Origin of the sequence: Roseovarius sp. MBR-78 (assembly GCF_040547535.1) — a bacterium.
GTDB lineage: Bacteria > Pseudomonadota > Alphaproteobacteria > Rhodobacterales > Rhodobacteraceae > Roseovarius.
This window is the reverse complement of sequence record NZ_JBEPPX010000013.1, coordinates 17,611-42,587: the sequence shown is the minus strand read 5'-3', so window position 1 is coordinate 42,587 and position 24,977 is coordinate 17,611. Positions and strand designations below refer to the sequence as shown.

31 protein-coding genes are annotated in these 24,977 nt (G+C 64.9%); 14 read left to right on the top strand and 17 right to left on the bottom strand.

All coding sequences use genetic code 11. The features are described 5' to 3' along the window. Window positions 1-73: 73 nt before the first annotated feature. The 3 genes from cuyA to ABIE58_RS12035 all read left to right on the top strand — a co-directional run bounded on the left by cuyA (window position 74) and on the right by ABIE58_RS12035 (window position 4,072). The gene (gene cuyA / locus ABIE58_RS12045) at window positions 74-1,090 is read left to right on the top strand and encodes a D-cysteate sulfo-lyase (protein WP_354544969.1); all 1,017 of its coding nucleotides are present in this window, start codon (window positions 74-76) and stop codon (window positions 1,088-1,090) included. A gap of 110 nt (window positions 1,091-1,200) precedes the next feature. After that, entirely contained in the window at window positions 1,201-3,612 is a 2,412-nt protein-coding gene (gene pheT / locus ABIE58_RS12040; RefSeq protein WP_354544968.1) for a phenylalanine--tRNA ligase subunit beta, read from the top strand. Between the two features lie 13 nt (window positions 3,613-3,625). Next, entirely contained in the window at window positions 3,626-4,072 is a 447-nt protein-coding gene (locus ABIE58_RS12035; protein WP_354544967.1) for a YtoQ family protein, read from the top strand. Here the strand turns inward: ABIE58_RS12035 and ABIE58_RS12030 are convergent. Beyond that, a complete protein-coding gene (locus ABIE58_RS12030) occupies window positions 4,069-4,482 on the bottom strand; it encodes a universal stress protein (protein ID WP_354544966.1) in 414 nt (137 codons plus the stop codon). The two genes, ABIE58_RS12035 and ABIE58_RS12030, sit on opposite strands and share 4 nt — an antisense overlap. A gap of 155 nt (window positions 4,483-4,637) precedes the next feature. Here ABIE58_RS12030 and ABIE58_RS12025 point away from each other — a divergent pair, with 155 nt between their 5' ends. Further along, complete coding sequence (locus tag ABIE58_RS12025) at window positions 4,638-5,861, top strand: MFS transporter (RefSeq protein ID WP_354544965.1); 1,224 nt, start codon at window positions 4,638-4,640, stop codon at window positions 5,859-5,861. Here the strand turns inward: ABIE58_RS12025 and ABIE58_RS12020 are convergent. Genes ABIE58_RS12020 through ABIE58_RS12010 form a run of 3 tightly spaced genes read right to left on the bottom strand, consistent with a single transcriptional unit; the run spans window position 5,841 to window position 8,139 of the window. Further along, window positions 5,841-6,440: a Smr/MutS family protein gene (locus ABIE58_RS12020; RefSeq protein ID WP_502950092.1), complete on the bottom strand. Its 600-nt coding sequence runs from the start codon at window positions 6,438-6,440 to the stop codon at window positions 5,841-5,843. The two genes, ABIE58_RS12025 and ABIE58_RS12020, sit on opposite strands and share 21 nt — an antisense overlap. Next, window positions 6,437-7,483, bottom strand: coding sequence for a murein transglycosylase A (gene mltA / locus ABIE58_RS12015; protein ID WP_354544964.1), 1,047 nt, complete (start codon window positions 7,481-7,483; stop codon window positions 6,437-6,439). Before mltA ends, ABIE58_RS12020 begins: the two co-directional genes overlap by 4 nt. Then, entirely contained in the window at window positions 7,480-8,139 is a 660-nt protein-coding gene (locus tag ABIE58_RS12010; RefSeq protein WP_354544963.1) for a Tim44/TimA family putative adaptor protein, read from the bottom strand. Before ABIE58_RS12010 ends, mltA begins: the two co-directional genes overlap by 4 nt. Window positions 8,140-8,247: 108 nt before the next feature. On the opposite strand from ABIE58_RS12010, the gene ABIE58_RS12005 reads away from it, so the two are divergent. Together ABIE58_RS12005 and secB are read left to right on the top strand one after the other, a co-directional pair. After that, window positions 8,248-8,700 carry an FxsA family protein gene (locus tag ABIE58_RS12005; RefSeq protein WP_354544962.1) on the top strand — a complete coding sequence of 151 codons (453 nt, stop codon included), beginning with the start codon at window positions 8,248-8,250 and terminating at the stop codon, window positions 8,698-8,700. Window positions 8,701-8,757: 57 nt separating this feature from the next. After that, window positions 8,758-9,279, top strand: a complete 522-nt coding sequence (secB, locus tag ABIE58_RS12000) for a protein-export chaperone SecB (protein ID WP_354544961.1) — start codon at window positions 8,758-8,760, stop codon at window positions 9,277-9,279. Window positions 9,280-9,321: 42 nt separating this feature from the next. Here secB and ABIE58_RS11995 read toward each other — a convergent pair whose 3' ends face one another. The 4 genes from ABIE58_RS11995 to ABIE58_RS11980 are packed head-to-tail and all read right to left on the bottom strand — an operon-like array spanning window position 9,322 to window position 11,596. Further along, a complete protein-coding gene (locus tag ABIE58_RS11995; RefSeq protein ID WP_354544960.1) occupies window positions 9,322-9,762 on the bottom strand; it encodes a MarR family winged helix-turn-helix transcriptional regulator in 441 nt (146 codons plus the stop codon). Continuing rightward, window positions 9,763-10,593 carry a carbon-nitrogen hydrolase family protein gene (locus ABIE58_RS11990; protein ID WP_354544959.1) on the bottom strand — a complete coding sequence of 277 codons (831 nt, stop codon included), beginning with the start codon at window positions 10,591-10,593 and terminating at the stop codon, window positions 9,763-9,765. It lies immediately after the preceding gene. A 5-nt stretch (window positions 10,594-10,598) separates the two neighbouring features. Further along, window positions 10,599-10,856: a glutaredoxin 3 gene (gene grxC / locus ABIE58_RS11985; protein ID WP_354544958.1), complete on the bottom strand. Its 258-nt coding sequence runs from the start codon at window positions 10,854-10,856 to the stop codon at window positions 10,599-10,601. Window positions 10,857-10,885: 29 nt separating this feature from the next. After that, window positions 10,886-11,596 carry a ComFC family protein gene (locus ABIE58_RS11980; protein WP_354544957.1) on the bottom strand — a complete coding sequence of 237 codons (711 nt, stop codon included), beginning with the start codon at window positions 11,594-11,596 and terminating at the stop codon, window positions 10,886-10,888. Between the two features lie 36 nt (window positions 11,597-11,632). Between ABIE58_RS11980 and ABIE58_RS11975 the strand changes: the two genes are divergently transcribed. Next, window positions 11,633-12,451: a methyltransferase domain-containing protein gene (locus ABIE58_RS11975; protein ID WP_354544956.1), complete on the top strand. Its 819-nt coding sequence runs from the start codon at window positions 11,633-11,635 to the stop codon at window positions 12,449-12,451. 56 nt (window positions 12,452-12,507) lie between these two features. Next, window positions 12,508-13,572, top strand: coding sequence for a ferrochelatase (gene hemH, locus ABIE58_RS11970; protein ID WP_354544955.1), 1,065 nt, complete (start codon window positions 12,508-12,510; stop codon window positions 13,570-13,572). Between the two features lie 72 nt (window positions 13,573-13,644). Here the strand turns inward: hemH and ABIE58_RS11965 are convergent, their stop codons facing one another. Together ABIE58_RS11965 and ABIE58_RS11960 are read right to left on the bottom strand one after the other, a co-directional pair. Beyond that, a complete protein-coding gene (locus ABIE58_RS11965; RefSeq protein ID WP_354544954.1) occupies window positions 13,645-13,833 on the bottom strand; it encodes a hypothetical protein in 189 nt (62 codons plus the stop codon). A gap of 142 nt (window positions 13,834-13,975) precedes the next feature. Continuing rightward, the gene (locus ABIE58_RS11960; RefSeq protein ID WP_354544953.1) at window positions 13,976-14,578 is read right to left on the bottom strand and encodes a L,D-transpeptidase; all 603 of its coding nucleotides are present in this window, start codon (window positions 14,576-14,578) and stop codon (window positions 13,976-13,978) included. A 167-nt stretch (window positions 14,579-14,745) separates the two neighbouring features. On the opposite strand from ABIE58_RS11960, the gene dalA reads away from it, so the two are divergent. Next, on the top strand, window positions 14,746-15,264 hold the full coding sequence (dalA, locus tag ABIE58_RS11955) for a divisome-associated lipoprotein DalA (RefSeq protein WP_354544952.1): 519 nt from the start codon (window positions 14,746-14,748) through the stop codon (window positions 15,262-15,264). Here the strand turns inward: dalA and ABIE58_RS11950 are convergent, their stop codons facing one another. The 5 genes from ABIE58_RS11950 to hslO all read right to left on the bottom strand — a co-directional run bounded on the left by ABIE58_RS11950 (window position 15,265) and on the right by hslO (window position 19,781). Continuing rightward, a complete protein-coding gene (locus ABIE58_RS11950; protein ID WP_354544951.1) occupies window positions 15,265-15,765 on the bottom strand; it encodes a L,D-transpeptidase family protein in 501 nt (166 codons plus the stop codon). 78 nt (window positions 15,766-15,843) lie between these two features. Beyond that, on the bottom strand, window positions 15,844-17,061 hold the full coding sequence (locus ABIE58_RS11945) for a class I SAM-dependent RNA methyltransferase (protein WP_354544950.1): 1,218 nt from the start codon (window positions 17,059-17,061) through the stop codon (window positions 15,844-15,846). Next, the gene (locus ABIE58_RS11940) at window positions 17,058-18,203 is read right to left on the bottom strand and encodes a CCA tRNA nucleotidyltransferase (protein ID WP_354544949.1); all 1,146 of its coding nucleotides are present in this window, start codon (window positions 18,201-18,203) and stop codon (window positions 17,058-17,060) included. Before ABIE58_RS11940 ends, ABIE58_RS11945 begins: the two co-directional genes overlap by 4 nt. Next, window positions 18,200-18,814, bottom strand: coding sequence for a CoA pyrophosphatase (locus ABIE58_RS11935; protein WP_502950091.1), 615 nt, complete (start codon window positions 18,812-18,814; stop codon window positions 18,200-18,202). Before ABIE58_RS11935 ends, ABIE58_RS11940 begins: the two co-directional genes overlap by 4 nt. Further along, a complete protein-coding gene (gene hslO / locus ABIE58_RS11930; RefSeq protein WP_354544948.1) occupies window positions 18,801-19,781 on the bottom strand; it encodes an Hsp33 family molecular chaperone HslO in 981 nt (326 codons plus the stop codon). The genes ABIE58_RS11935 and hslO overlap by 14 nt, the downstream gene beginning before the upstream one ends. A gap of 75 nt (window positions 19,782-19,856) precedes the next feature. On the opposite strand from hslO, the gene ABIE58_RS11925 reads away from it, so the two are divergent. After that, window positions 19,857-20,300, top strand: a complete 444-nt coding sequence (locus ABIE58_RS11925) for an NUDIX domain-containing protein (protein WP_354544947.1) — start codon at window positions 19,857-19,859, stop codon at window positions 20,298-20,300. Here ABIE58_RS11925 and ABIE58_RS11920 read toward each other — a convergent pair. Next, window positions 20,275-21,552 carry a PP2C family protein-serine/threonine phosphatase gene (locus ABIE58_RS11920; RefSeq protein WP_502950090.1) on the bottom strand — a complete coding sequence of 426 codons (1,278 nt, stop codon included), beginning with the start codon at window positions 21,550-21,552 and terminating at the stop codon, window positions 20,275-20,277. The two genes, ABIE58_RS11925 and ABIE58_RS11920, sit on opposite strands and share 26 nt — an antisense overlap. Window positions 21,553-21,701: 149 nt before the next feature. Here ABIE58_RS11920 and ABIE58_RS11915 point away from each other — a divergent pair, with 149 nt between their 5' ends. Then, window positions 21,702-22,034: an Hpt domain-containing protein gene (locus ABIE58_RS11915; RefSeq protein ID WP_354544946.1), complete on the top strand. Its 333-nt coding sequence runs from the start codon at window positions 21,702-21,704 to the stop codon at window positions 22,032-22,034. Between the two features lie 124 nt (window positions 22,035-22,158). Here ABIE58_RS11915 and ABIE58_RS11910 read toward each other — a convergent pair whose 3' ends face one another. Then, window positions 22,159-23,088: a LysR family transcriptional regulator gene (locus tag ABIE58_RS11910; protein WP_354544945.1), complete on the bottom strand. Its 930-nt coding sequence runs from the start codon at window positions 23,086-23,088 to the stop codon at window positions 22,159-22,161. Between the two features lie 115 nt (window positions 23,089-23,203). Here ABIE58_RS11910 and ABIE58_RS11905 point away from each other — a divergent pair, with 115 nt between their 5' ends. The 3 genes from ABIE58_RS11905 (at window position 23,204) to ABIE58_RS11895 (ending at window position 24,886) form a co-directional block, all read left to right on the top strand. Next, a complete protein-coding gene (locus ABIE58_RS11905; RefSeq protein WP_354544944.1) occupies window positions 23,204-23,500 on the top strand; it encodes a TRAP transporter small permease in 297 nt (98 codons plus the stop codon). A gap of 170 nt (window positions 23,501-23,670) precedes the next feature. Continuing rightward, window positions 23,671-24,114 (top strand): TRAP transporter large permease subunit, encoded by a 444-nt coding sequence (locus ABIE58_RS11900; RefSeq protein WP_354544943.1) that lies wholly within the window; start codon window positions 23,671-23,673, stop codon window positions 24,112-24,114. Between the two features lie 19 nt (window positions 24,115-24,133). Beyond that, window positions 24,134-24,886, top strand: coding sequence for an IS6 family transposase (locus ABIE58_RS11895; RefSeq protein ID WP_354544942.1), 753 nt, complete (start codon window positions 24,134-24,136; stop codon window positions 24,884-24,886). Window positions 24,887-24,977 lie beyond the last annotated feature (91 nt).

Genomic DNA, 24,977 nt, shown 5'->3' with positions numbered 1-24,977 from the left:
GGCAAGATTGGCATTGGACAAGGCATCTGTCACGCCGTTAAATCATGAAAACGCATATTAACCGGAGGCCCCCATGCATCTTGCCCGCTTTCCCCGCCACTTCCTCGCGCATCTGCCCACCCCGCTGGAACGGCTTGACCGCCTCAGCGCCGAGTTGGGCGGGCCGGAAATCTGGATCAAGCGCGACGATTGCACCGGCCTGAGCACCGGCGGCAACAAGACCCGCAAGCTCGAATTCCTGATGGCCGAGGCCGAGCTGCAAGGCGCAGACATGGTGATGACCCAAGGTGCCACGCAATCCAACCACGCGCGGCAAACCGCCGCCTTTGCCGCCAAGATGGGCATGGATTGCCATATCCTGCTCGAGGACAGGACCGGCTCCAACAACGCCAATTACAACAATAACGGCAACGTGCTGCTCGATCACCTGCACGGTGCCACGACCGAGAAACGCCCCGGCGGCGGCGACATGAATGCCGAGATGGAACAGGTGGCCGACCGGTTCCGCGCCGATGGGCGCAAGGTCTATACCATCCCCGGCGGCGGCTCGAACCCCACCGGCGCGCTGGGCTATGTCAATTGCGCCTTCGAGATGCTGGCGCAGTTCAATGATCGCGGCCTCAAGGTCGATCACATCGTGCACGCCACCGGCAGCGCGGGCACGCAGGCGGGCCTCATCACCGGGCTCAAGGCGATGAATGCGCAGATCCCGCTTCTGGGCATCGGGGTGCGTGCGCCGAAACCCAAGCAGGAAGAGAACGTCTATAACCTCGCCTGCGCCACCGCCGAGAAGCTGGGCTGCGCGGGCGTGGTCGCGCGCGAGGATGTGGTGGCCAATACCGATTACGTGGGCGAGGGCTATGGCATCCCCACCGAGAGCGGTATCGAGGCGATCCGTATGTTCGCCGAGTTGGAGGCGATCCTGCTCGATCCGGTCTATTCGGCCAAGGGCGCTGCGGGCTTTATCGATCTCATTCGCAAGGGTCATTTCAAGAAGGGCGAGCGGGTGGTGTTCCTGCATACCGGCGGCGCGGTGGCGCTCTTTGGCTATGATGCCGCGTTCGATTTCTCGGGCCGCTGGACAAGCTGACACGACCCGACATCGCAGACCGAGGAAAGCCCCGCCACGAAGCGGGGTTTTCCATGCCCGCCATATCCGCTAAAGCGCGACGTAACCCGGCATTGCAGGCGGAAAGACCCATGAAATTCACACTGTCCTGGCTCAAGGATCATCTCGATACCAGCGCCACCGTCACCGAGATCGCCGAGACGCTGACCGATCTCGGCCTTGAGGTGGAAAGCATCCATGACCCGGCGGCGCGGCTGCGGGCGTTTACCATCGGCAAGGTGCTGAGCGCCGAACAGCATCCCGATGCCGACCGGCTGCGCGTGTGCCGGGTGGCGACCGCCGATGGCGAGGCGCAGATCGTCTGTGGCGCGCCCAATGCGCGTGCGGGCATCACCGTGGTGATCGCCTCGCCCGGCACCTATGTGCCGGGGATCGACACCACCATCGGCGTGGGCAAGATCCGCGGTGTCGAGAGCGCGGGCATGATGTGCTCGGAGCGCGAGATGGAGCTCAGCGACGAGCATGACGGCATCATCGAATTGCCCGCTGAGTCTGACGGGGCCGAGGTGGGCGAGGCGTTTGTCGATTGGCTGGCGGCGAATGACCCTGCCAAGGTCGATCCGGTGATCGAGATCGCGATCACCCCGAACAGGCCCGATGCGCTTGGCGTGCGGGGGATCGCGCGCGATCTGGCGGCGCGGGGGCTGGGCACGCTGCGGGCCGCGCCGGTGGCGGATATCGAGGGGCAGTTCACCTGCCCCATCGGCGTGACCATCGACGAGGATACCGCCCAAGGGGGCTGTCACGTCTTTGCCGGGCGGCTCATTCGCGGGGTGCAGAACGGGCCGTCACCGGCATGGCTTCGGGACCGGCTGCGCGCGATCGGGTTGCGGCCCATTTCGGCGCTGGTCGATATCACCAATTTCTTCACCTATGACCGCAACCGCCCGCTGCATGTGTTCGACGCCGACAAGGTGGCGGGCGATCTGCGCGTGCATCGCACCAAGGGCGGCGAGACGATTGTGGGCCTTGACGACAAGACCTACGAATTCGGCCCCGGACAGGTGGTGATCTCTGACGATACCGGCATCGAGAGCATCGGCGGGATCATGGGCGGGCTAGCCACCGGCTGCACCGAGGAAACGGTGAATGTGTTTCTGGAGGCGGCGGTGTGGGACCGGGTGCAGATCGCGATGACGGGCCGCGCGCTCAAGATCAATTCCGACGCGCGCTATCGCAACGAGCGCGGCATAGACCCGGCGTTCAACGACGAGGCGCTCGATCTGGCGACGCAGATGATCCTTGATCTTTGCGGTGGGGTGCCCTCCAATCGCGTGGTGGCGGGCAAGGTGCCCGATGACAACCGCGCCTACCGGCTCGATGCCGCGCGGGTGCGCTCGCTTGTCGGCATGGATATCCCCGAAAGCGATCAGCGCCAGACCCTGACCGCGCTCGGCTTCCGGCTCGAGGGCAACATGGCCTATGTGCCAAGCTGGCGGCCCGATATCCTTGGCGAGGCGGACCTTGTCGAGGAGGTGGCGCGCATCGCCTCTCTCACCAAGCTGGAAGGCCGCCCGATGGCACGCGCCCTGCCGGGCGTGCCCAAGCCGATCCTCAGCCCCGCGCAGAAACGCGCGCAGATCGCGCGGCGCGGCGCGGCGGCGCTGGGCTATAACGAATGCGTCACCTACAGCTTTATCGACCGCGAGGCGGCGGCGCTTTTCGGCGGCGGGGGCGACGCCACGCGGCTTGCCAACCCGATCAGTTCGGAAATGAGCCATATGCGCCCCTCGCTGCTGCCGGGGCTGTTGCAGGCGGCGGCGCGCAACCAGGCGCGCGGGATCATGGACATGGCGCTCTTTGAGGTGGGCCATGCCTTTCACGGTGGCGAGCCCGGGGAACAGGGCCTGATGGTGGCCGGTATCCTCGTGGGCCGCACCGGGCCAAAGGACGTGCATGGCAGCGCGCGCGCGCATGATCTTTATGACGCCAAGGCCGATGCCGAGGCGATCCTGTCGGGCATGGGCGCGCCCGCCAAGGTGCAGATCCTGCGCGGCGGGCCCGCGTGGTGGCATCCGGGACGGCACGGGATGATCTGCCTCGGGCCCAAGAAGGTGCTGGGCATTTTCGGCGAGTTGCACCCGCGCGTGCTGCGGGCGCTGGACGTGAAAGGACCAGCCGTGGCCTTTACCCTCTTTCCCGAGGACATCCCGCTGCCGCGCAAGAGCACCGCCTCGCGCGGGGCGCTCGGTGTGAGCGATCTTCAGGCGGTGGAGCGCGATTTCGCCTTTGTCGTCGATGCCGGCGTCGAGGCGATCACTCTGGTGAATGCCGCTGCCGGGGCGGACAAGGCGCTGATCGAGGATGTGCGGGTGTTCGACGAATTCATCGGCGGCAACCTTGGCGAGGACAAGAAATCGCTGGCCGTGACGGTGCGGATGCAACCGCGCGACCGCACCCTGACCGAGGCCGAGATCGAGGCCGTCTCGGCCAAGATCGTGGAGAAGGTCGGCAAGGCCACGGGCGGGGTGCTGCGCGGCTGAGAGGGGGAACACGATGCTGAATGTCTATCTTTCGGGCGAGATCCATACCGACTGGCGCGACCGCATCATCGCCGGAGCGAAGGGGCTTGATATCGCCTTTTCCGGTCCGGTGACGGATCATGCCGCGAGCGACGATTGCGGGGGCGTCATTCTCGGGACCGAGGACAGCAAATACTGGCACGACCACAAGGGCGCGATGGTCAACGCCATCCGCACACGCAAGGGGCTGTCCGAATCCGATATCGTGGTCGTGCGCTTTGGCGACAAATACAAGCAGTGGAACGCCGCCTTCGATGCGGGTTATGCCGCCGCGCTTGGCAAATCGCTGATCGTGCTGCAACCACCCGAGCATGACCACGCGCTTAAGGAGGTCAACGCCGCTGCCCTTGCCGTGGCGCGAGAGCCCGAGCAGGTTGTCGATATCCTGAGATATGTTCTCGACGGCACCTTGCCCGGCTAACTGCGGACCACGTAGACCGAGCATTCCGCGTGGGTCACGACATGGCTCGCCGTGGTGCCGAGGAGGTAATCCTGCACCTTGGGATTGGCCGCCTCCATCACGATGAGATCGACCTTGCGTTCATGGGCGAGCTTGACGATCTGGCGATGCACCGCGCCCTTGCGCACGACGAGGTCGATCTCGATCCCTTCGGCGGGGTGGGCGGCGACGAATTTACGGAGTTCGTCCCCCCAATAGGCATCGGAATTGTAGATATTGAGGTTGCGCTCGATCTCGGGCGCGACCGTCGCGATGATGAGCCGCGCGCCACGGCGCTGCGCCATCTCGACCGCCTCGGTATAGGCGTTATACTCCACCTTCAGGTGGCGAAGGTTGACGGGGCACAGGATAAGGCGGGTCTGGCGGGGCATGGGGCCTCCGGAGATTGCGTTGCGCGACGACCCTAGCCGATTCGCCCGCGCGCCGCGCCCCGGTTGCGACGCGTCAAAGGCACCCGCGACCTCGGCTCCCCGCGCGGGCGGCATTTTGCGCTTTCCTTCCCGCGGGTTTCGCGTAACGAAGCGATATGCCGATTCTCGCATTTCTCCGCGATAACGCGCCCTGGCTCGCGGCGGGGGTGCTGCTCACATTCCTGTCGAGCTTTGGCCAGACCTATTTCATCTCGGTCTTTGCCGGGGAGATTCGCGCGGCTTTTGATCTCAGCCACGGGCAATGGGGCGGCATCTACAGCCTTGGCACCACGGCCTCGGCGCTGGCGATGGTCTGGGCCGGGGGGCTGACGGACCTGTTTCGCGTGCGCGTGCTTGCGCCGGTGGTGCTTGTCGCGATGATGCTGGCCTGTCTCGCGATGGCGCTCAACCCGGTATGGTGGATGCTGCCGGTGATCGTCTTTGCGCTGCGCTTTACCGGGCAGGGCATGATGAGCCACCTGGCGGTGATCGCGATGGCGCGCTGGTTTGTCGCCAGCCGGGGCAAGGCGCTGTCGGTTGCAACGCTCGGGAATGCGCTGGGCGAATCGCTCTTGCCGCTCGCCTTCGTGTCGCTCTTGATCGTGCATGACTGGCGCAGCCTGTGGATCGTCGCGGCGGCGATGGCGATCCTCGGCATTCCGTTTCTGCTCTTGCTGTTGCGGCGCGAGCGCACGCCGCAAAGCTGGGCCCAAACCAGCCAGTCGCTCGGGATGGAAGGGCGGCACTGGACACGGGGAGAGGCGTTGCGGCATTTCCTTTTCTGGTTCATGATCCCGGCGCTTCTGGGGCCGTCGGCCTTCAACACGGCGTTCTTCTTTCACCAGGTGCATATCGCCGAGGTCAAGAACATCGCGCATGTCGAGCTTGTGGCCATGTTCCCGATCTATACCGCCGTGGTCATCGGCGCGATGGTGCTGTCGGGCTTTGCGCTTGATCGGCTGGGCACGGCGCGGGTGCTGCCGTTCATCCAGATCCCGATGATCGGGGCGTTTCTGGTGCTTTCGGTCTCGGAAGGGCCGTTGATGCTTTTGGGCGGATTTACCCTTCTGGCGTTGACCACCGGGGCCAACAGCATCGTGCCCAATGCCTTTTGGGCGGAATTCTACGGCAGCGCCAATATGGGGCGGATCAAGGCGATGGCGGCGGCGATCATGGTGTTCGGCACTGCGATCGGGCCGGGGATTACCGGGCTGGCGATTGATCTTGGCCTCGGGATCGAGACGCAATTCGTGTTCATCGCGGGGTATTTCGGCTTTGCCACCGTGATGATGATGATCGGCGTCGGGCGCGCGCGCGCGTCACTTCCGCTGGCGGCGTAGATAGACGTAATAGGCCCCGCCGCCGCCGTGGCTGATATGCGCCTCGGTCACTTGCAGCACGAGCGGCGCAAGCGGCGGCAGGCAAAGCCATTGCGGCACGTTGTGGCGCAGAACGCCGTGGCGCACCGGGATCGGCCCGCCGCTGTCGCGATCCTTGCCTTTGCCGGTGACGACGAGCACCAGCCGTTTGCCCGCACCATGCGCGCGCATCACGAACCCGTTGAGCGCGCCATGCGCCTGATCCAGCGTCATGCCGTGCAGATCAAGCTTGGCCTCGGGGGTGAGCTTGCCACGCCGGAGCCGCTGAAACGATTTGCGATCCATCGCCACGGGGGCAGAGGCGACCCGCTCGGTGATACCGGGCAGAACGTCATGCCGCGCCTCGCGCGGTGTCGAGGCCTCACCAAGCCGAAACGCGGCAAGGGGGGCGGCCTTGTCGGCCACGGGTTCCGGAATAGGCTGCGATTTGGTTGAGGCCATCACCGACGGCCTGCGATGCGGGCCAAGCGGCACGGTGCGGCGCGCAACCTCTTGCCAGAGCGCCATCTCGTCGGGGCGCAAGGATCGCTTGCGGGTCACTGGAACGGGTCCGTGAGCATGGCATAGGCGCGCTGAATCGGCATCAGGACCAGCATCCGCCCCGGATCGCGCAAGCGCCCGGCGCGTCGGCCCGCAGTCTCGCCAGTGCCAAGGAAGATATCGGCACGCTGCGGCCCCTTTATGGCCGAACCGGTATCCTGCGCGACCATGAGGCGATGGATGGGCGCGCTGCCCTCCTTCTCGATCCAGACCGGCGCGCCAAGGGGCACATGGGCAGGATCCACGGCCACGGTGCGCCCCGCCGTCACCGAACGGTTCATCGCGCCAAGGGGGCCGCGCTCGGGCGGCACCGCGTCGATGCGGCGAAAGAACACGTAAGACGGGTTGTGATAAAGCAATTCCTCGCCCTCGGCGGGGTTGCGGCGCACCCAGTTCTTGATGACCTGCGCCGAGGCCTGATGCGCCTCGTAGATACCGCGCCGCACAAGCTCTACCCCGATGGAGCGGTAATCATGGCCGTTGGAGCCGGCATAGCCGACGCGAATAACCTGCCCATCGGGCAGGCGAATGCGTCCCGATCCCTGTATCTGGAGGAAAAACAGCTCTACCGGATCATCGACCCAGGCGATTTCAAGCCCGCGCCCCGTCATCACGCCGCTGGTGAGAATCTCGCGGCGCGACAGCCAGACCGTCGCCTGCCGGGCCTCGGAGGGCATCCGGTAGACCGGGTAGCGATACCGCGCATCGGGGCGCAGGGCGCCGTTCAACTCCGGCTCGAAATAGCCGGTAAAGAGCGCAGACCCCCCATCGGTGATGAGGACCGGGCGAAAGAACAGCTCGAAAAAGGTGCGCGGCTCGGGGCCGGTTTGCGCCAGCGCGCATAACGATTGCCAATCCGGGCCGGTCATGTCGGGGCAGGTCTCGACAAAAACCGCAAGCGCGGCGGCGTGGTCATCGGCGGGCCAGTGCGCAAGCTCGGAGAAATCGACGACCTCGTGGCGAATATCCGTGGCCTCTGCTGGCGCAGGGGCAACCGCCACCAGCGCCAGCATCGTCAATATCGCGCGAAGCGCCCCGGTCATTCGCCCGTTGCGACAAGCCGCCAGTTCGGATCACCCGAGCCCATCACGCGCTCGAATGTCCAACTGTCTTTCTGGCGCTTGCTGCGCCCCGGCTCGCCCTCGACGATCTCGCCATTGGCATCGCGCATCACGGTGATGAGTTCGCCGACAAAATGCACGTCGATCTCGGCACGACGCGCATCGGCGTCAAAGCGCGCATCGGCAATCGAGATATGCCGCACGCCGACGAATTCAGCCTCGACGCTAAGACCCTGCTGTTGGCGCGCGTCGACCACCTCGGCAAAGGCCTCGTAGACATCGGGCGACAGGAACGGGGTCACATCGTCGAGCGTACCACGCTCGAACGCCATCAGGATCATCTCGTAGGCCCCGCGCGCGCCGCCAATGAAATCGGCCACGCCGAAATCGGGCTCGATGCGCTTCATCTCGGCAAGGGCGGCTGCGGCGTCGGAGTCCTCGGGGACATTGTCGATGATATCGTGATCGGGGCCGCCCTCGATCACCTCGAATCCGCGCCGGTCGGGCGCTTTTTCAACGGACGCGCTGCGCGGCGCACCCTCGAACCCGTCGCGCGTGCCAAGAACGCTCTTGAGCCGCAGGATGAGGAAAATGGCGATGCCGGCGAGCACCAGCAATTGCAGGATCGGCGAATTCATGAGCACCTCTTGTCGTGCGGGGCATGGCAGGTTGCCCGTTGGCTTCCTATGTAGGGGACGCAAGGGGCCAAGTCCACCACGCGGCTCTCGAAAGAAAGGGGTTTGGCAATGTGGCTGTTGATTGCGTTCATCGCGGTGCCGCTGATCGAGATTGCGCTGTTCATCGAGGTGGGCGGCGCGATTGGCCTGTGGCCGACGCTCGCGGTCGTGGTGCTGACCGCCGCAATCGGAACCGCGCTATTGCGCAGGCAGGGGCTGGCAGAGCTTGACCGGCTGCGCGCGGCGCTTGACGGGCATGGCGATCCGTCCTCGCCGCTTGTCCACGGTGCGATGATCCTCTTTGCCGGGGCGTTGCTTCTGACACCGGGGTTTTTCACCGATGCCATAGGGTTTGCCCTGCTGTTGCCGCCGGTGCGCAGCTTTGTCTTTGCGCGCATCCGCGAGCGGATCGTGATCCGCGGCGCGCAGGCCAGCCGCCCGGCGCAACCCGATATCGTCGAGGGCGAGTATCGCGCCATTGATCCCGAGGATCGCGGCGCATCCGGCTGGACAAGGCATTGAGGCGCGCGGGACGGCCTGCTAAGCACTGATGCAGCAATTTATCATCAGGAGACACAGATGGCCGACCAGGATAACGGTGCCGCCCCGCAGACCAGTGAGCAGACCGCAGAAGGTGCAGCAGCGCCGCAAATCAGGCTGCACATCCTCACGCAATTCGTGCGCGACATGTCGTTCGAGAACGTGCTGGCACAGCGCGGCACCGGCGGCGAGGTGCAGCCCGATGTGCAGGTTGCGGTCAATCTCGATGGCAAGAAACGCTCTGCCGAGAACCAGTTCGAGGTGGCGTGCAAGCTCAACATCACGTCGCGCAACAAGGAGAGCAAGGATGTGCTCTTTGTCCTCGAGATGGATTATGTCGGCGTGTTCCATATCGAGGGCGTGCCCGATGACCAGTTGCACCCCTACCTGTTGATCGAATGTCCGCGCCAGATCTTCCCGTTCATGCGCCGCATCGTGAGCGACGTGACCCGCGATGGCGGCTTCCCGCCGCTCAACCTTGAAAGCATTGATTTCGTGCAGCTTTACCGGCAGGAAATCGCCCGCCGTCAGGCCGCCCAGGCCCAGCCTGCCGACGCTTGAGTCCGCATCGCGCCGGGGCCTGCATCGTGCGGGGCCCGGCGCTCAGCCTTCGAGCTTGGCGCGCAACTCGCGCAGCACCGGCAGGGTGGCGCGCACGCGATCCTCGCCGAGATCGCCGATCAGGTCCGACACCAACGGCGTGATCGCCGAAATCGCGGCATCGCGCGCCATGCGCCCCGACGGGCTTATCGAGACCATCTTGCGCCGCGCATCCTCCCAATCGGGGCGGATATGGATATAGCCCGCCCATTCCAGCTTCGAGAGCGTGTTGGTGATCGCGCCACGCGTGACGTGAAAGCTCTTGGCAAGCTGCGCGGGGCTGCGTTCCTCGCCGGTGCGGGCAAGATGGTTGAGCACCGCGAAATGCGAGATTTCCATTCCCTTGGGCATGACACGGCTGAGACGCGACCGAATCAGTTGATCGTTCGTCAGGATCTCGCTGAACAGCGCGACCGCGAGGGCATTGCTCTGTATCTCATCCATTCAGGGGCCATCGAAATCCCGGTCATGGCGCAGCGACGGCACGCGCCTGCGCGCTTGTGCCACTTGTGACAGGTCGAGATCAACCGTGATGATCCCGGTCTCGGTGCCGCCATCGGCCAGCACCTCGCCCCACGGCCCGATGACAAGGCTGTGGCCGTGGGTGCGCCGCGCCTGCCCCTGGCCTGCGCTGTGGGTGCCGGTCTGCGCGGGGGCGAGCACGAAACATCCCGTTTCGATCGCGCGCGCGCGCAGCAGGCTTTGCCAATGCGCGGCCCCGGTAACATGGGAAAACGCCGCCGGAACCGTCAGGATATCGGCCCCCGCCTGCGCCAGCCGACGATAGAGATGCGGGAACCGGACATCGTAGCAGATGCTCAGCCCCAGCTTGCCCCAGGGTGTCTCGGCAAGGGTGGCGCGGGTGCCCGGGCGAAAGCCGTCTGATTCGCGGTAAGTTTCCTCGGCGCTGACATCGACATCGAACATGTGGATCTTGTCATAGCGCGCGCGGATCGTTCCATCGGCCCCGATCAGGAACGAGCGGTTGGCAAAGCGCCCGTCGGTATCCCCGGTCTTGAGCGCGAGCGAGCCGATCAGCAGCCAGATGCCAAGCCGCGCCGCCTCGGCCTGCAGGCCGGCAAGCGCGGGGTCATCGCCCTCGCGGCAAAGAACGGCGCGTTGATGGCTGCGGCTGGTCGAGACGCAATTCGTGACCTCGGGGGTCAGGATGAATTCGGCCCCCCCGGCCGCCGCCTCCTGCATCCGCGCGCGCACGGTGGCGAGGTTCTCGCCCGGATCATCGCCCGAGCTAAGCTGCAAGAGCGCGGCGTGCATGGGCCTCAGCCCCGCAAGAGCGCGTCGAGCTTGCCCGCGCGGTCAAGCGCGTAAAGCTCGTCACAGCCGCCCACATGCGTCTCGCCGATAAAGATTTGCGGCACCGTGTGGCTGCCCGCCGCGCGCTTCATCATCTCGGCCTTGCGCTTGGGTTGCGCCAGCACGTTGATTTCGGAAAAGGCCGCGCCTTTCTGTTTCAAAAGCCGCTTGGCCGCGTGGCAAAAACCGCAAAGCGGCGAGGTGTAAATCTCGATCTGTGGCATGGTGTGGTCCTATCCTGTTTGACACGAACCTAGGCATCCTTGACCGCGCGCGCCAGTGCGAGAATGCACACATCCTCTGCACCGGCGGCATAACATGCCTGCGCCGCCGCCGAAAACGTGGCCCCCGAGGTCATCACGTCATCGACCAGCAGCACGCGCGCGCCCTTTATCAGCGCAAGATGGCGGGGATTGACCCGAATCGCCCCGTCGAGCGTTGCGTGGCGCGCGGCCCGGTCAAGGCCCTTGAGGCTCTGCGTGCGCCGGTGCCGGAGCAGCAGATCGGCCACATGCGGCAACCCGGTCTCGCCCGCGAGGGCCTTTGACAGAAGCGCCGATTGGTTGAACCGCCGCGACCAAAGCCGCATCCAGTGCAGCGGAACGGGGGAGATCACCATGCCCGGCGACAGCATCGGCTGCGCGGCCCGCGCCAGCCACTTGCCCCCCGGATAGGCCACGTCGTGCCGGTCGCCATGCTTGAGCGCGAGCGCCAGCTTGCGCCCATTGCCGTCATAGCGCATCGCCGCGCGCCCCCGCGACCACGGTCTTGCAAGGGTCAGGCAATCGTCGCACTGCACCGGCTGGCCGGTATCCTCGCCGGGGAGCGGCACGCCGCACAGGTCACAGACCAGCCCGGTGATGAACGGCGTCTCGCGCCAGCACGCACCGCACAGGCCGAACGCGTCCTCCACCACCACGCAGCAAGAGGTGCAGCGCGGCGGGTAGACGAGGCGAACCGCCATTTGTAAAGCGCGCAGCGCCACTCTATGTCCTCCGGCATGAGCCAGACCCCGCTGACAGACCGCCCCGCCCTCCTGCGACAGCGCGCCCGCGCGCGGCGCGCGCCCGCGCTGTTCCTGCACGAGATCGCCGCCGATGAGATCGAGGATCGGCTGGCCGTGGTTAACAAATCCTTTACGACACCGGCCATTGTCACCGGTTTTCCCGATTTCTGGCAGGCGCGCCACCCCGCCGCCACCGTGACCGGCGATGCTGACACGCTCGCGCTGCGCCCCGGCGCGCATGATCTTGTGATCCATGCGCTGTGCCTGCACTGGGCCAATGATCCCGTCGGGCAACTTGTGCAGGCGCGGCGCGCGCTTTGCCCCGATGGCCTTTTGCTCGCGGTGCTTTATGGCGGGGACAGCCTTCACGAATTGCGCGCCGCGCTGGCACAGGCCGAGGCGGATGTGACCGGCGGGCTGTCGCCGCGCGTGCTTCCGATGGGGGAAATCCGCGATCTTGGCGCGCTGCTGCAACGCGCCGGGTTTGCCCTGCCGGTCGCGGACCGCTTGCCGCTTGATCTGTGCTACCCCGATGCGCTGGCGCTCATGCGCGATCTGCGCCGCATGGGCGAGGGTAACGCGATGACCGCGCGGCCCCGCAACGCGCTGCGGCGGGCGGTTCTGGCGCGGGCCTGCGATATCTACGCGCGGGAATTCGCACACCCTCAGGGGGGTATCCGCGCCAGCGCCGAGATGATCTTTCTCACCGGCTGGGCCCCCGATGACAGCCAGCCCAAGCCCCTGCGCCCCGGCTCTGCCGCCGCGCGGCTCTCGGATGCGCTTGGAACGCGGGAAAATCCGCTCGAAGATTGACCTCGCGGGCGTAACCGTTATGTCAGCGGTGATCCCGGACAAGGAACCCCTGCGCCATGCTAGACGCCAGCCGCGACGCCACACGCCCAAGCCACGCCCAGCCCGATCACCCCAAGGTGCCACGCGCGAAAACGGGCGTTCTGCTGGCCAATCTCGGCACGCCGGATAACTATGATTACTGGTCCATGCGCCGCTATCTCAACGAATTCCTGTCGGATCGCCGGGTGATCGATTACGCGCCGTGGAAATGGCAACCGCTGTTGCAGCTCATCATCCTGAGCAAGCGGCCCTTCACCTCGGGCGCGGCCTACAAATCCATCTGGAACGAAGACAAGGGCGAAAGCCCGCTGATGACCATCACCCGCGACCAGACCGAAAAGCTCTCGGAGGCGTTGGCTGCGCGCTATGGCGATGATGTCATGGTGGATTTCTGCATGCGCTACGGCAATCCCTCCACCAAATCCAAGGTGCGCGCGCTCGCACAGGCGGGCTGCACGCGCATCCTCTTCTTTCCGCTCTATCCGCATTACGCGGGTGCCACCTCGGCCACCGCCAACGATCAATTCTTTCGCGCGCTTATGGCCGAGACATGGCAGCCGGTCGCGCGGGTGGTCGAGCCGTATTTCGAGCATCCGCTCTATATCGAGGCGCTCGCGCAATCGGTGGAACGCGCCTATGGTGATGCCGCAAAGCGGCCCGAAATCCTTGTCGTGTCCTATCACGGGATGCCGAAGCGCTACCTGATGCAGGGCGATCCGTATCATTGCCAGTGCCAGAAAACGACGCGGCTCTTGCGCGAACGGCTCGGCTGGGACAAGACCGAGATCACGACCACGTTCCAATCGGTCTTTGGCCCCGAGGAATGGCTCAAGCCCTACACGGTGGACGAGGTGGCCCGGCTTGCACGCGAAGAGGGAAAGACGCGAATCGCCGTCATGGCCCCCGCCTTTTCCGCCGATTGCATCGAAACGCTGGAAGAGATCAACGAGGAAATCCGCGAGAGTTTTGAGGAGGCGGGCGGCGAAGACTTTACCTATATCCCGTGCCTGAACGATGACCCGGCGCATATCAAGGCGCTGTCCGCCATCGTCGAGGCCAATCTTGGCGGCTGGCTCGACTGAGCGCCCAGCCAAGCGTGCATGAAAAAAGGCAGCGCCGAAACGCTGCCTTTTTCCTTTGAAACGAAAGCCGGATCAGTCGGCGGCAACAACCGCAGCGACGATCGCCAGCAGAAGCAGCGGAACCCAGACGGCAGCGGCCGACGAGCTTGCATTGGTTTCTTCGACGATAACCGGAGCCTCGATCACGGGCTCGGCCAAAGAGCCGGCAAAGCCGGTGGACGCAGCGGCGGAAAGAGCGGCAGCGAGAGCGAGTTTTTTCATCATTATCCTCCAGATAAGGGCATGATCGCAAGCAGCCGCGACCGTCCGCCCAAGACATACCTCGTAGATATGTCTAATCAGCAAAATGTGATGAATGCAAACCCATCTTTGATCGCAAGACGCATTTGTCGCCGCGTTTTCGTCAAATTAGCAACACCTGCGTGCCCACGTTGGAGAGCGCGAACAGCTCCTGGATGTGCTCGTTATAAAGCCCGATACAGCCATTGGACGACCGCCGCCCGATCTTGCGCGTATCATGCGTGCCGTGAACGCGGTAATAGGTCCAGCTCAGGTAAAGCGCGTGGGTGCCAAGCGGATTATCCGGCCCCGGCGGCACATAGGCGGGCCATTCCGGGTTGCGCTTGAGCATCGAGGGCGTCGGGCGCCAGCTTGGCCCCACAACCTTGCGCACCACCGAGGTGCGCCCGCGGCGCGTCAATTCATCGGTGAGCGGCACCGAGGACGGGTAGAGCTTGTAGGTCTGACCATCCTCGCTCCAGAAATGGACCGCCCGCGAATCGATATCGCACAGGATCGCGCCGTTTCTCAGGTTTGAGAAATAAGGCTGCCAATCCAGCATCCGAAACGCCGAGATGTTGCGCCGCACCGTCTCTGTCACGTCGCGCTCGATCTCGACCGTGCCAGCGCCATCCACGCCCTGAGCGAGTGCCGGGGCACCGATCATGGCCGCGCTGCCTGCAAGAAACGCGCGGCGCTTCATCTTGTCCGAAAAATCTGACGTCATCGTTCCGTCTCCAACTGCCGTATCACCTCGGGGCGCAGTATATGGTTTTCGGGCCGCAGTCGCAAATCAAAGAGACGCGAGTGTGCCCTTTTGGGCATGTGCCTGTTTGAACCCGCGCGCCAGCCGCGCTAAAGCGAAAGGATCAACAGCCACGGGTGGCCAGTCTCATGTCGCGTATCATCGTCCTTTTATTGGCCGCTTTGCTTGGCCTTTCGGCCTGCGCCGCGCCGCAACCAACGGTGCCCCAGATGGGGGCTGACGGCAAACCGCTGCCGCGCGTTTACCGTATCCGGCCGGGCGACACCCGTGAAATACAGTTTCGGATGCTCGATGCGGTGAATTCCCTGCGCCAGGCCGCCGGGGCCAGCCCCGTCACGCTCGACGACAAGCTGACCGCCGCCGCCGCCACCCATTCGCGCGACATGTCGGTGCAGAATCGCCCGTGGCATTTCGGCTCTGACGGCTCGTCACCGATCGACCGGGTCAAGCGTGTTGGCTACGAAGGGCATCTTGTCGGCGAAACGATCTCGGAAACCTACGAGACAGAGCTTGAAACCCTCGCCGCCTGGATGGAAGACGATATCACCCGCCGCGTGATCCTGTCGCCCGAGGCGCGCAAGATGGGCTTTGCCTGGCATCAGGATTCGGGTGGCAAGATATGGTGGACGATGACGCTCGGCGGGTGATCAGGCGTTGATCGTGACCGGCGTGCCGTTGCGCACCATCGCGTAGACGTGCTCCATTTCGCGGTTTTTCACGGAAATGCAGCCCGCCGTCCAATCTGGTTTGAGAAAGCCGAGGGCGGTGGCCTCGCCGTGGATAAAGATATCGCCCCCCGGTGATTTGCCAAGCGCGCGGGCATAGGCGATATCGGCCTCGTTGGGATAAGATATCCCGAGCGAGAGGTGATAGGCGCTGTTGGGGTTGCGCCGGTCGATGATGTAGTCACCCTCCGGCGTCTTGCCATCACCCTCGAACCGCTTGTGACCGGCGGGGGCAAAGCCGAGATCCACATCATAGCGTTCCAGCATACGGCGGTGATGCAGCAGGAACATTTCGCGCGCGCCCTTGTTGATGACGATACGCGTCACCTCCGGCCCGTAATAGCTGCGGAATTTGGATTTCTGCGCGCAGCCTGAAAGCACGGCGGCACCCGCGAGAAGGGTGAATCGTCTGGTGATCTTCATGGGGTTTTCCACGCTGCCGACCTCGGGATTTTTCCCTCAAGATACCGGATTACGGGAAAAATGCCTAGCGATAACGTGTCAATCGAGGTGAAAGCCCGCCACCAGCTCGACATGGGACGACCAGCGAAACTGATCGACCACACACACCCGCCCCATGCGATAGCCCGCCGCCAGAAGTTGCGCCGCGTCACGGGCGAACGTGGCCGGGTTGCAGGACACATGCGCGATGCGCGGCACGCGTGATCGCGCGATTTCGGCAATCTGCGCCTCGGCCCCGGCGCGCGGCGGGTCGATCACCACGGCATCGAACCCCGCAAGCTCTGTCGCATCGAGCGGGCGGCGAAAGAGATCGCGCGCCGCGTGGCTGATCGGTCTCAGGCCCTGCGCGTGGCGGGCGGCATGATCGAGCGCGGCGATCATCTCGGGCGATCCCTCAACCGCGTGAACCGCCGCGCGCTGCGCCAGCGGAAAGCTGAACGTGCCGCAGCCCGCGAACAGATCGGCCACCTGCCGCGCGCCGTCGAGCAGGGCCAGCACCTCGGCCACGAGCGCCGATTCGCCCTCGGCGGTGGCCTGAAGAAAGGCACCGGGCGGCGGCACCACCGGCACCCCGGCAAAGACCTGCACCGGCGCGCGGCGAGTGAGCACGGTCTCATCCTCCCACGCGAGGCGCGCGAGATCGTGCCGCTCGGCCAGCGCCGCCAGCGAGAGCCGCAGCGGCCCGTCGAGCGGCTTGCCGCCCCGCACCGCCAGATCAAGACCGGCGCGCGATAGCGTGGCGGTGACCGCGATCCCCGCCTTGCGGCTTGTCCCGGCGCGGGCAAGATCGCGCGCGGCGTCAAACGCAGGCATGAGATCGGGGTGCAAAAGCTGGCAATCGGGCACCTCGACCACCTGATCGCTGGCGCGGGCGTGAAACCCTGCCAGCGCGCCGGATTTCGTGCGCCGCGCCGCCAGCACCGCGCGCCGCCGAGAGGCGGGCGGCGATGTCAGCACCGGCCCGATCTCGGCCTCGATACCGCGTATGCGAAGGGCCACCCTTACCTGATCGGCCTTCCATGCCGCGACGTAGCTATCAGACGCGTGCTGAAGCTGGCAGCCGCCGCAGGTGGCAAAGTGACGGCAAGGCGCGCGCACGCGATCGGGCGAGGGCGAGACGACGCGGATATCGGTGAGGCGGTCGCCATCGGGCGTGCCGGTGATCTCTTCGCCGGGCAGGGTGCGGGGCGCGAAAAGCGGGCCCTCGGCCACGCCGTCGCCGCGCGCCCCAAGCCGCAGGATGCGATACGTGGTCACAAGAGATCCTCGCGCGTCAGGGCAAAGCCCGAGGCGATCCAGCGGGCCTCGATCTCGGCAAGGCGGCGGCCAAGGGCGGGGCCGCCAAGCCCCGGCATGAGATCGGCGGCGCGGACCGGGAAAACCGCCGCCGCCCCACGCCTCACCTCGTCGAGCGCATCCGGTGCCAGCAGCCCACCGAGACAGGCCGCGCGCAAGAGCACGATATCGCCGCCATCCACCGCCCCGAGGCGATAACCCAATTCGGCAGGGGGCATCGCATCCGCGATCCCGTCGCGCAGGCGGTCAAGCCGTCGCGCATCAGTGCGCGACAGCCGAAGCCGCGCCGCCACATCCACGCCGCCCAGCGCGGCAAGGCGGCGGAGCGCATCCGGTGCGATGCCGGTCTGCGCCTCAAGATGGACAAGCGGGGCGAGCGCGCGCGCATCGGCCCCCGGCAGGATCGCCGCGAGCACCCAAGCCGCCTGCATCGCCGCAACCGAGGGGGCCGGATCGCGGGCGGCAAGAAGCTTGCGCATCTCCGCGCCGATCCTCTCGCGCGAGAGCGTCGCAAGACCGTCTCGCGCGGCGGCACAGGCGGCAAGGCCCTCGGCGTCAAGACCGCCCTCGGCATCGCCATAACAGGCGTGAAAGCGAAAGAATCGCAGGACGCGCAGATAATCCTCGCGGATACGCTCAGCGGCCTCGCCGATGAAACGAACACGCTGTGCGGTCAGGTCCGGCAGCCCGCCAAGCGGGTCGATCACGGCCCCGTCGGGCGCGGCATAGAGCGCGTTCATGGTAAAATCGCGGCGGGCTGCATCCGCCTCGATGCTCTGGCCAAAGACAACCTTTGCGCGCCGTCCATCCGTCTCTGTATCGGCGCGAAACGTGGTCACCTCGTGCGGCACCCCGCCCGACACCACGGTGATCGTGCCATGCTCCATGCCGGTGGGGACGGGCTTCAGCCCGGCCTTTTCGGCCAGCGCCATGACCGTTTCGGGGGCGGCGTCGGTGGCGATGTCGATATCGCCCACCGGCACCCCCAGAAGCGCATTGCGCACGCAGCCGCCAACGAAAAACGCCCGCTGACCGCCGGTGTTGAGCGCATCAAGGACCGCGCGGGTTTCGGGGCGGTTGATCCAGTCTGCGGTGATCCTCATGGCCGCGCCGCCATGCCGGCCATCACCCGCAGGATGCGCGCGGTTGCCCCCCAGATGTAATAAGGCCCGTAGGGCACGGCGTAGTAACGCCGCCACATCCCTTGCCAGCGCCGCTGCTCCACCCGGAATCGTGCGGGATCGAGGAGATGGGCGAGCGGCACGGTAAACACCTCGGCCACCTCGCCCGGCTCGGGGCGCGGGGTGAAGGGCGCAGCGACGCGGGCCAGAACCGGGGTCACGTCAAAGCCGGTCACCGTCTCGTGGCGGGGCAGGTCGGCAAGGATCTCGACCGCCGAAGGCGCAAGGCCGATTTCCTCATGCGCCTCGCGCAGGGCGGTGGCGTGCAAATCCTTGTCGGCCGCGTCCTGCTTGCCGCCGGGAAAGGCGATCTGGCCAGGATGGTGACGCAGCGCCGAGGATCGCGTGGTCAGGATCACGCGCGGCGCGTCGCCCCCGGTCTGGATCGCCACGAGAACGGCGGCGGGCCGCAGGCGGCGGCCCTCGGGCAGGGTGATCTCGGGGTTGAGATCGTAATCAGACGATCCTGCGCAGGGGGTGGAGTGCCGCGCGGCAGCATCGAGGATGCGCGAGAGGGGATCACTTGGTCTCACCCTTGGCCTCCGGGCTATCAAGGCCGAGCGTCGCCGGATCGAGCCGGTAATGCGCGCCGCAGAATTGGCAATCGGCGGTCACGACGCCGTCTTCGGTGGTCATATGGGCGATATCGCGGGCCGAGTAGATCGACAGGCTGTTGCGCACCCGCTCCTCGGAACAGGTGCAGCCAAAGCGCACCGCCTGCATGTCGAATACGCGGGGGCCCTCTTCGTGAAAGAGCCGCACCAGCAGGTCGGCGGGCGAGACGGACGGCCCGATCAACTCCGGCGTCTCGACCGTGTCGAGCAGGAGATTGGCGCGGTCCCAGTTCTCGGCATCCTCGCCATGCACGATATCGCGCGCGGCGAGCAGGCCATCGTCGCCGGTTGCGTCATCCCTGGCAAAGGGCGAGGCCTTGGGCATATGTTGCAGCATCACGCCGCCCGCGCGCCAATGCCCGGCGGATTTGTCAAAGCCGAGGGCGAAACGGGTCGGCAATTGCTCGGACTGGGCAAAATAGGCCTCGGCGCAGGCACCGAGCGCGTGACCGGTCAGCGGGGTAATGCCCTGATAGGGGGTGCTGCCCTGACCCTGATCGACAAGCAGGGCGAAATACCCCTCGCCCAACTGCGCGAAGGCGTCGCCATCATGCACGCCGTCGCGGTCAAAGCTGGCATAGGCGCGCATCCGCGCCGGATCGCCCTCTTGCGCCGGGGCGAAATAATCGCTGGCAATCCGGCGCACCGCGCCCTTGGTCTGAAGCTGGAGCGAGAGCTTCCAGCGCAGTTTGATCGTCTGGCCGATGAGCGCGGTCAAAAGCGCCATCTCGGCGATCAGCGCCTCGACCGCCGGGGGGTAATCATGCTGGTGCAGGATCGCATCCAGCACCCCGTCAAGCCGTGCCACCCGGCCCCGGATATCGGCGTGATCGAGCTGAAACGGCAGGACCGTATCGTCCCACGCTAATCTTTGTCCAAGCGTCATGGGCTTTCCTTCGCTGCGCGGTTTGGGCATATCGCGCGCGCAGGGGCAGGACAAGGCGGGCGTGAGGGTGCGGGCATGACACGACGATTCGGAGAGCCACCGCAGGCCGGTATCCGCTATCGGTTGCGGCCCGGGGTCTACGCGATCCTGCCGCGGGGCGGGCGGCTTTTGGTGACGCATCAGGCCACGCCGCTGCCCGAGCTTCAGTTGCCGGGGGGCGGGGTCGATCCGGGCGAATCACCCTTGCGCGCGCTCTACCGCGAGGTGCGCGAGGAAACCGGGTGGCTGATCGCAAGGCCCCGGCGGATCGGGGCGTTTCGCCGTTTCACCTATATGCCGGACTATGATCTCTGGGCGGAAAAGCTCTGCGTGATTTACCGGGCCGCGCCGGTACGCCCGCTTGGCCCGCCATCCGAGCCGGGGCACCGCGCGCTGTGGATATCGCCCGCGCGCGCGGCCCGCGATCTTGGCAATGCCGGGGATCGCCACTTTGTCAGCCGGATCGCGGCATGGGCCTGAATTCCAGCAATATCGCGGAAATGTCATCGGCGAAATGCGAATCACCCGCGTGATCGGACAGCTTCCACATCAGCGATTCGAGAAAGGCCGGGCCCTGCGTCTGCCGCAGGTGGCCCATGATCGCGGCGAGGCCGCAGTCATCGAGCATGGTGCCATCGGGGGCCGCGCATTCGGTCACCCCGTCGGAATGGATGAGCAGCCGGTCGCCGGGGGCGAGCGTGAACTCGACCTGATCGAAACACGCCTCCGCAATCAACCCGACGGGCAAGCCACCCTGCCCGACGAATTCGACCGAGCCATCGGCGCGCTGCACCGCCGGATGGGGGTGCCCGGCCTGCGCGAGGATGACGCGCCCGCTGACAAGATCGACATCGGCGAGCGCGATGGTGAAGTAATGCTCGGTCTCCAAATCCGAAAGAAAGACATGGTTGAGCCGCGATACCGTCTCGGCGGGCGGGCGGGCGGCAAAGCGGCCCGGTGCGATCTCGTTCAGGGCAAGATTATGCTCGGGCACGGTGGCCGAAAGATATCCCGCGAGGCGTGCCGTCATCAGCGCCGAACTGATCCCGTGGCCCGACACATCAAGCCCGTAAAGACCAACCCGCCCCTCGCCAATCGGGAACATGCCCACGAGATCACCGCCCACATGCCCCGAGGAATGCAGCGCCAGAGACACCTGCGCCGGGCCAAGATCGCGGTAGCGTTCGCTCAAAAGCGACTGTTGCAGCTTCTTGGCCTCGAGCAGGTCATTGTCGAGCGAATCATAGAGCGCCTGCAACTCGTCAAGCGTGGCCCTGACAAGGCGATTTTTGGCGATCAACTCCTGCTCCATGTCGAGAATGCGCATCCCGGCGGCCATGCGCGCGCGCAATTCGGCGGCATTGACCGGCTTGGTCAGGAAATCATCGGCCCCGGCATCAAGGCCGAGGGCGATCTCTCCCTTGCCGCTCTTGGAGGTCAGAAGGATGAAATAGACATAGCTTTCGCTCCCCATCGCGCGAACCGCGCGGCAAAAGTCAGGGCCGCTCATCCCCGGCATTATCCAGTCACTGACCACCAGATCGGGCAGGTGGCGATGGCAGATATCGAGCGCGGCACCGCCGGTCTCGGCCTCTTCGACAACATAGCCCCATTGCCGCAGATAGCTGCCAAGAAGGTGCCGTTGCGCCCTGCTGTCATCCACGACAAGGACCCGCCTGCCGATACCTGCTGCGGGTTTGTCATCCTCGACGGTCATATTCGCGACGCGCACCGCTCTCACCATTCCTCGTTTCAGGCGCATCATGGATGATGGCGCGTTACCAACCCGTGAACGGATAAAGTTTTTGCCATTTTTCAGTCCGCGTTAACAGGTTCTGAAGACCTCGCGCGGAAACTGGCGGAAATGCGGGAGAGGCTGACATGATAGACTGGAATCGCGTGCGTGAATTGAGAGAGGAAATCGGCACTGACGCCTTCGAGGAGGTGCTCGACCTATTCCTGGAGGAGGTGGAGACGGCGCTTGCACTGCTGCGCACCGCCACCGCCGAGGATGATCTCGAGGCACAGTTGCATTTCCTCAAGGGCAGCGCGCTCAACCTTGGTTTTGCCGCCCTTGCCGATCTGTGCTCCGAGGGCGAGGCGCTCTCGCGTGCGGGCAGGCGCGAGGATGTGGATATTGGCGAAATCGTCGCAAGCTTTGACGCGTCAAGAGACATATTCCTTGCGCGGATCGCCGAGGGGATCGCCGCCTAGATGTTTGGCCCGAGTGTGTGGTGGCCTGCTGATCCGCGACCATCGGAAGGCCTCACGTTGAGACGCAGCCTTCACAGCGGCGGAACAGCACTCTTGAAGGACATGAAACCCCGTTCGTGCGGTGTCATTTCAGGGCATCGCTAACCTCAGCCTGCATTTGGTCTACGGCGCTTTGGAGATCGGCAATGAATGCCCGGCCCGCCATCGACTGTGTGGCATATCCCGGTGTGAGGATCGAGACGCTGTTCGATATGCGCGGCACAAAACGCCGGATCGACAACCGGGGCGGTGCCGGGGAGAGCAGCAGGTGGCTATAGGCCGTGATCATGTCGCAGACCATCACGCAGACGCCTGCCGCGACGAATTGCAACCCCGGCAAAAAGGTGCGCAACTCCAACCTCTTGTTGAACCGGCACCCGGCGGCGCGAAAGGCCGCCTCTGTCTGCACCGCTGTCCGGTGCTCGTCAAAGAGCACGGCCATCGGTCGGCCATCGAGATCGGCGGGGGTGACCGCCTCTGCCCCGGCCAGAGGATCATCCGCCTGCAACACACAGACGCATTCAAGCTCGTAATCGGTTTGCCGGATCGCCGCGCGCGGGGCGGGCGTTTCCGAGAAGCCGATATCGAATTGCTGGGAGGCAATCAGATCCTCGATCACATCAGAAGACCGCATGATGAGCGACACCTGGAAATCGTTCTTGTCGCGCAGGAAACGCGTGAGCAGGCGCGGCAGGAACACGCTCGACGCCGCCGGGTGGCAGGCGATCTTGAGCTTGCCCGCCTGTAGCGTGCTGATCCGTTCCAGCGTGCGTTCGGTGCGTTCTACCCGGCCAAGAATATCCTCGCATTCCTCGAGAAAGTAATGCGCCTCGGGGGTGGGGGTAAGCTTGCCCTCGCGGCGCACGAAAAGGGCAAAGCCCAACTGATCCTCCAGCGTGCGGATCATGGTGGAGACCGCCGGTTGCGTGCGCCCGACGCTGCGCGCCGCCTGGCTTATTGATCCAGAGCGCATGACCTGACGGAAGGTGGCGAGCTGACGCAGGGAAAGGTGCATATCAGGCTATAATTCAAATTAATGGACTCAGAGGTATAATCAAATTGAATTTATATATGATGTCCAGTGTAATCCGCTGACGGCCCGGTAAGGGCGACATGGCCAAGGGGGGCGCATGGATCATTTCGCGAAATATCTTCTGACGGCGCTGATCTGCGTGGCGGCGCTCGGCCAGTTCGTGCAGGTGATCATGCGCTATGTCCTGCAGGTGCCGGTGATGGGGCTCGAGGAAACGATGCTCTACCCCACGCTCTGGCTTTATATCCTCGGATCGGTCAACGCCTCGCGCGAGAATACCCACATCCGCGCCAATGTGCTGGAAATCTTCGTCAAGACGGAGCGGGGGCATACCATCCTCGCCATCCTGGGCGAGATCATCAGCCTGATCGTCGGGCTGTGGCTGCTCAGCTGAGCGTGGGATTACACGCAATATGCCTGGCGCGTCTGGCGCGAGAGCCCGACGCTTTATATCCCGACCTTCTATTCCGATATCGCGCTCCTGGTCGGGCTGGGGCTGATGATGGCCTATACCGCCGGACATCTCGTGGCGCATGTCCACACCCTGCGCATGGGGGCCCCGTCATGATCGAGATCGCCTTGCTGGCCATTGCCCTTCTGGTCATCACGCTCACGCTGGGGGTGCCGCTGCCCTACTGTTTCGGCGCGGCGCTGATGGTGATGTATTTCCTCGGCGACGTGACGATGAAGGGCATGATGCTCTGGGGGTTTCAGCAATTGGGCAACCCGGTGCTGCTGGCCATTCCGCTGTTCGTGCTGGCGGGCACGATCATGTCCGAAAGCGGCATCGCCACCTCGCTGCTGCGGTTCGTCAACGCCTTTATCGGCCATGTGCGCGGCGGTCTGGGCGTCGTCGCCGCCATCTCCTGCGCGGTGATCGGGGCAATCTCGGGCTCTGGCCTGACCGGCATTGCCGCCATCGGCCCGCTGCTCATCCCCGAGATGGAAAAGCGCGGCTATCCGCGCGAATACGCCACAGGGCATTGCCAAGTTGTTTGCGGCTTGTGAGGCTGGTACCGGTTGTGCCATGCAGATACCGTCATCAATGCCGCGCCTGAAAGGCTTTCGTTTTCCCCGCGAGATCGTCGCCTATGCGGTCTGGGCCTACCATCGCTTTGCGCTCAGAACGGCGGATGTTGAGGATCTCCTGGCGGCGCGTGGTGTCATCGTCCGCCGGGAAGCCATCCGCCTTTGGGTGCACCGATCTGGCGCGCATTTTGCGGCTTGCATCCGCCGGGACCGGCTGCGTCTGAGCCACAAGTGGCACCTGGACGAGGTTGTGATCCAGATGGGCGGCGTGAAGCACTGGCTGTGGCGAGCCGTCGATGGTGAGGAGGATCTGGATTTGATCCGGGGGATCAAATCCCCGACGAACGGTGACACGCTCGACATCCTGGTTCAGACACGCCGTAATGCCAAAGCTGCCAAGCGCTTCCTGACACGGCTGATCGCTCAATTTGGTCAGCCGAGGGTGGTCATCACCGACAAGCTGCGCAGCTACACGAAGCCAATCTCGCGCCTGGCACCCCGTGCGGCTCATCGGGCGCACAAGGGTCTCGACAACCGGATCGAGGGCCGTCACAGGCTGACCCGGCGGAGTGAGAAAATCATGGGCCGCTTCAAGTCCCCCAGACAGGCACAGCGCTTCCTTGCCGCGCATGACCAGATCAACACGATCTTCAAACCCCGCCGCTATCGCCTCACCGCCACATCCTGTCGCCATGCCCGGGCAGATGCGTTCGATCTGTGGACGAACTATGCTCTCCAGGTGAAGCCATGACTTGGCAAACGCGGGGCAGCGCAGCATCAACCAAGCAACTTGGCAATGCCCCGCCTTCGGCTGATAGAGTTTTCCACGGCAGGATGGTCAG